The organism is Psychrobacter sp. S1-30-MNA-CIBAN-0213 (assembly GCF_040309845.1).
Lineage (GTDB): Bacteria > Pseudomonadota > Gammaproteobacteria > Pseudomonadales > Moraxellaceae > Psychrobacter.
The window spans coordinates 1-289 of record NZ_JBEOPE010000047.1; the positions used below are offsets into that span (position 1 = coordinate 1).

Consider the following 289-nt stretch of genomic DNA (forward strand, 5'->3'; position numbering starts at 1 on the left):
GGCCAAGTCAGCGCATGATATGGTGCGCGAATATACCGTGCAAAAAGCCTTAAAAGACGCCTATCCTTATGTGCCAAAGATGGTGGCGTTATGTACCGATGAAGCTGTGATCGGTGCCGATTTTTATGTCATGGAGCGCATGGAAGGCATCATTCCTCGTGCCAATTTGCCAAAAGGCATCTATTTAGATTCTGAGCAAACGCGTGCATTGTGTACCAATGTCATCGATGCGTTGGTCGAATTGCATCAAGTAGATTATAAAGAGCATCCAGATTTGGTCACGCTAGGT

At 46.0% G+C, this 289-nt stretch carries 1 protein-coding gene; it reads left to right on the forward strand.

Features of this window, described 5'->3' with window-relative positions; translation table 11 throughout:
- A partial coding sequence (locus AAEY87_RS13900; RefSeq protein WP_350657596.1) for a phosphotransferase occupies positions 1-289 on the forward strand: 289 nt, incomplete at both ends.